This window comes from Lentibacillus songyuanensis (assembly GCF_039548255.1).
Taxonomy (GTDB): Bacteria; Bacillota; Bacilli; order Bacillales; family Amphibacillaceae; genus Lentibacillus_C; species Lentibacillus_C songyuanensis.
This window is the reverse complement of record NZ_JBCLVH010000051.1, coordinates 1-4,585: the sequence shown is the minus strand read 5'-3', so window position 1 is coordinate 4,585 and position 4,585 is coordinate 1. Positions and strand designations below refer to the sequence as shown.

Annotated in this window: 4 protein-coding genes and 1 pseudogene; all 5 read right to left on the bottom strand. The window is 35.1% G+C overall.

The genetic code is table 11. From position 1 onward, the window contains the following. On the bottom strand, positions 1–767 hold a 767-nt coding region (gene mobV, locus WMZ97_RS21745), incomplete at its 3' end, for a MobV family relaxase (RefSeq protein WP_343274157.1). Between the two features lie 425 nt (positions 768–1,192). Continuing rightward, positions 1,193–1,621 (bottom strand): ribbon-helix-helix domain-containing protein, encoded by a 429-nt coding sequence (locus WMZ97_RS21740; RefSeq protein WP_343274156.1) that lies wholly within the window; start codon positions 1,619–1,621, stop codon positions 1,193–1,195. A gap of 143 nt (positions 1,622–1,764) precedes the next feature. Further along, positions 1,765–2,310: a DUF2599 domain-containing protein gene (locus WMZ97_RS21735; RefSeq protein ID WP_343274155.1), complete on the bottom strand. Its 546-nt coding sequence runs from the start codon at positions 2,308–2,310 to the stop codon at positions 1,765–1,767. 471 nt (positions 2,311–2,781) lie between these two features. After that, on the bottom strand, positions 2,782–3,768 hold the full coding sequence (locus WMZ97_RS21730) for a protein rep (RefSeq protein WP_343274154.1): 987 nt from the start codon (positions 3,766–3,768) through the stop codon (positions 2,782–2,784). Positions 3,769–4,018: 250 nt separating this feature from the next. Continuing rightward, a pseudogene (locus WMZ97_RS21725) lies at positions 4,019–4,585 on the bottom strand (MobV family relaxase); the annotation flags it as partial.

Genomic DNA, 4,585 nt, shown 5'->3' with positions numbered 1-4,585 from the left:
TTTTTTTCTGTTTTTGTCTTTTCCTTACCGAATAACGTTTTTTCACCAGTTGGCACTTCAACTTTTCTCATTTGCCTTTTGGCCGATACTTTGACTTCATTTGGCACTTGCTCATTAAGAACGGACAGCTCATTTTTTTTGGATTCCAAGTTTTTTTCCAGTGAATCAATCTCTTTTTCTAAGGTTTGTCTTTTAAATTTCGTCATTTCAACATGCTCACGATCAGAGCCTTTTTCTCCACGTTCCAAATCAAAACCAAGTTTTTGCATATGTGCCGGGAATTTATCCTGCAGCCATAACAACTCTTGGCGATTAAACACGTTTTTCCCTTGGAGTTTTCCATCACGCATGGGAACAACACCCAAATGCATGTGAGGGGTTTTTTCATCAAGATGTACTTTTGCGTAAGCAATGTTTTGCTTTCCATATCGCTCGGAAAATAATTTATAACTTTCCTCGAAAAAACGGTCTCGCTCTGCTGGATCCATGCTATCAAAAAAATCTCTGTCGGAAGTCACCATCAATTCATTCACCAGAACAGCATCTTTTCTGGTTTTTCTCGTTCCGACTTTCTGTGATTCGATGATTTCTTTCACCCGTTCATTGAAATCAATATCTTTATCATTGGCCAGATCGTAGTTTTCTTTCGAACGATCTTCATCAATATCGGGATTCGTTTTACTCTCCCTTTCTCTCTGATGATGAAACTGCATTCCTTTCAGTGCGGGAGCCTTGATTTTCTGCATATGTGCTACTGCAAAACTCATGTATTTCACTCCTTTTGGGGGTAGCAAAAACTCGTCAAAAACACGTCAAAAAGTGGTCAAACGGATATGTATTTCGGCAACACTTCCATGTAAAGTATATCACACTATACTTTACATTCGTAAAGGTGTGCTCTGCGAGGCTGTCGGCAGTGCCGACTAAAACCTTTTAGACCTTTACCTTTTTTTCGGAAAAAGGTAAAACCAAAAAACCGACCTCCTACCACCTCAGCAAGGGGGCACTCGAACCCGTTTGAAAATCATCAAGGGACGGGTCGTATTTTTTGAGAAAATCGCTCAAAAAATCTCCACCCTAAACCCTTGATAATTTCCATTTTGTCCGTTACAGCATTCGTACCGATAGCCGTACTCAGCAAGAACCAATAAACTGGCACGCTATCGGCATACCAGTTTAACGGACAAAACCACTAATAAGCAGAATCCCTGTAAATATCCTCCGACTCGGAAACAGTTTTCATATCAAATTCACCGTAGATCGCACGTACCAGCTGGCGAATCTGTTCGTCATCATAGCCAAGTTTTTTCGCTCCTGCAATCGCATATCCTAGACATGCAGCGTTGCTCCATTCGCTTTCGTTTCCAAGTGCGCTTGAAACAATTTCCCGTAAAAACTTTGACCGGTTGCCCTCTGCTTTTTCATCGAGCCATTCCCACATATCGTCTGAAAGCGTAAGAGAGACTTTTTTTGTCGTACCCATGCTAGGACGGCCTACCTTGCTAAGATGCAGCTTTCCCATTGCTAATCTTTGACGGCAATTGACACATAAAATTATGTATTCATCACCATTATAAAAATCAATCACATCATGCGTTCCGCCACAATTCATACACTTCATAGGATCATCTCCATTATTTTAGTTACTCATATTATACCATTTTGGTTACCTTATTTCAAGATGTTTAGGTAACTTAAATTAAAAATAAAAAAAGGATAGCGATTACTACTACCCTTTTTTTATTTAATTTCTATTATTCTATTTTAAGGATTACAAGCTTTTGCAACCACTTTCCAATAATTACTTTCTGTACGGTGTGGCTCAATATTCCAAGGTGTTTTATACTTTTTAGGATAATCAGCGTGACAATGTAATTGGGCCTTCATACTAGCTGTATTCTTCCATTTTAAACTTTTATGATGTTTATCATAAACTACTTTCCATCTGTATTTTTGTAAATGTGCTCCCGCCATTCCCGGAGGATCCTGGTATGCTGGTTTTTTGGGGTAAAGAGACAAAGATACTACACCACTTCTAGTTATCCATTTAGACTTAGAATAATATTGAGAAAACTTAGTTGGCATCGAGGCAAACAAAGTCGGTAAACTTTGTTCATATTTTTCTACCTCACTATTGTCATACACCGCATAAATTGTATCTTCATCCCTTAAACCCTCAGAAAGAGGTACCACGTAAAAATCTCCCTCTGAAAAATCAATTTCATTTGCCTTTTTAGGTGTATATTCATAACCTAACTCATCTGTTTCTGCACTTACTAAATTAATAGGTAATAATACGAATGCTGCCAAAACGAATAAAAACAATTTAGATTTTATTTGCTTTATCCTCCTCAATAAAATAATATTTTAATTACTAAGACACCTTAGATAACTATATAATTACCTAATGGGAAAATATTGTCAACTTAATTTTGTAATATAATCTCAAGTAACAATAATAAAAATAGTTGAGGAGTGAAAATCATAGAAACATTCGATTATTTAAGACCTATTTACTATGTAATCACCTTACTTTTAATATTTAATTTATTTTTTTTGACCTTTCTAAATAAAAAAGTTAAAAAAAATATTTATGTTTTTTTTAACTCAATCGTTCTCACTACAATTGGTTTAATTTTATTATTTCAACAAGGAGTAATTGTAGATGAACTCAATGTATCTGGCGATTCCGTAGTTTTCTATTTATCTATATCTTTTATAATTATAACTATATTAAGTGGCTTATTTGCATTTAAAAAAAGTAAAGAGGGATAACATTTGTTATCCCTTAATAAAATAATTTCTACGTTCCCAGTTCCAAAAAGCAATAATACTAAAAGCTTCCTCGTTTGCTTTTTCCTCGTCATCATCTGTATGAATCAAGTCGCCATCTTCAGCATCATCAAGACGAAATTCTGCATGTATTTCTTTCAACAATCCACCATATGAGATCAACCGTTTACGATGCAATCCTTTTTCTAAATCAGCCACACGCTGCAAATTTTTTTCTTCATCATCTGTCATATAGTCTGTATCTTTTATCGGATATTTTGCTGTTTCATCAATAGCAGATTGAATATCTGACTTGTACTTGTTTTTCGGTTTCACAATTTGGACTTTTACATTTGGATCATAATCCAATTTCATAGCACGTTTCCAAAACTGGATCCATTGCTTTTGATTTATGTAGTTTTCTGTGTTGTAAAAATAAGTGCTTTCAACACATAACAAAACATGCATGTGCTGATTATATGAATTATCAACAGGATTCACTGTTACTTCTGTCGCTCGCATAAAACCAATTAAATTTTTTTCTATTTTTTTATATTTCGTCATACGATTAAAACCCTTAGACATCACAGACAAGCTTTTATTTAATTCTTCACCATCATAAACGTTTTTAACGGTTAATGTGAGAAAAACCCACCTTGCCTTTGGCTTTCGTCTTACCACTTCGGCAACTATTTTTTTCGTTTGACTACTATGCTTCATGGCTCTCCTCCAATTGCAAAGTGAACACAATCGAGACTTACAAAACCATGTCTTAAACAATTTTAAATGTCCTGTATCCTCATTAGCTTTGAACTCTAAAACAGTACCACACTCTTTTACCCGTTCAGCTTTTTTAAATTCTAATATATGCAGAAGTTCATAATAACTAACGTTTGATAGCTTTTTGCTTCGCCAGGGTCTTTCTTTGCCACTTTTTGTCTTATCGACCAAGACCCTTGAATTTTGGTCTAAATTAATGCTATGATTATGACACATAAGGATATAGAAAACCCTCCCATCTGGTATTTGTGAAGTGTGGTAACTTAACTCTATCAGATGGGTTTTCTATATTCAAGGATTTTAATAGACTAGTAGATTCACAAAACCCTTACATATCAAGACTTTGAACATCATTTCAAACCACAAAATAAAAAACTTGTTATTTCTATATGTATCAAGAATAGAAAGAAGTGGTTTTTCGCTTCGCTCAAAACCATAAAAAAAGCACCTGGAAAGGTGCTTTTTTCTATAATTCCATTCCCCGATCTCGATCACGTTCTTTTCTCAATTCCTTAGCATGGACTTTTTCAAATTCATTTCTTTCAGGCGTAATGTTATGTTTTTCTTGAAAGTCCATCGTTTTATCTCGCACTTTGTCTACAAACCCCTTAAATACACTTTTAAAGGCTTTTAAGCCATCTGTGCGCTCTTTTAAGAAGTCTTTGGTACTTTCGTATATCAAACGCACATCACGTCTCAAATCGCTTATATGATCGTTTAATTTACTGTTTTGGCGTTTCAACTCCATATTTTCTACTCGCAAATCCTTATTTTCCATCGTTTGCTTTTGTAGATCACGGGAAAGCGCCTTGTTTTCCTTACCCAACTCTATATTTACTTTAGCAATATCCGTTTTCAAGACATTATCAAGCGTACCCTTTAATCGCTCATTATCTCTAGCAGCAGCCATCAGTTTTTTATAATCTTTTTCGGAAAGTATGACATTCTCAGTAGGCTTTTTTTCTGTTTTTGTCTTTTCCTTACCGAATAACGTTTTTTCACCAGTTGGCACTTCAACTTTTCTCATTTGCCT

Coding starts and splice junctions, on each gene's coding strand:
- WMZ97_RS21740 (WP_343274156.1), bottom strand. CDS start 1,621: ATGAAGTGTATGAATTGTGGCGGAACGCATGATGTGATTGATTTTTAT.
- WMZ97_RS21730 (WP_343274154.1), bottom strand. CDS start 3,768: ATGTGTCATAATCATAGCATTAATTTAGACCAAAATTCAAGGGTCTTG.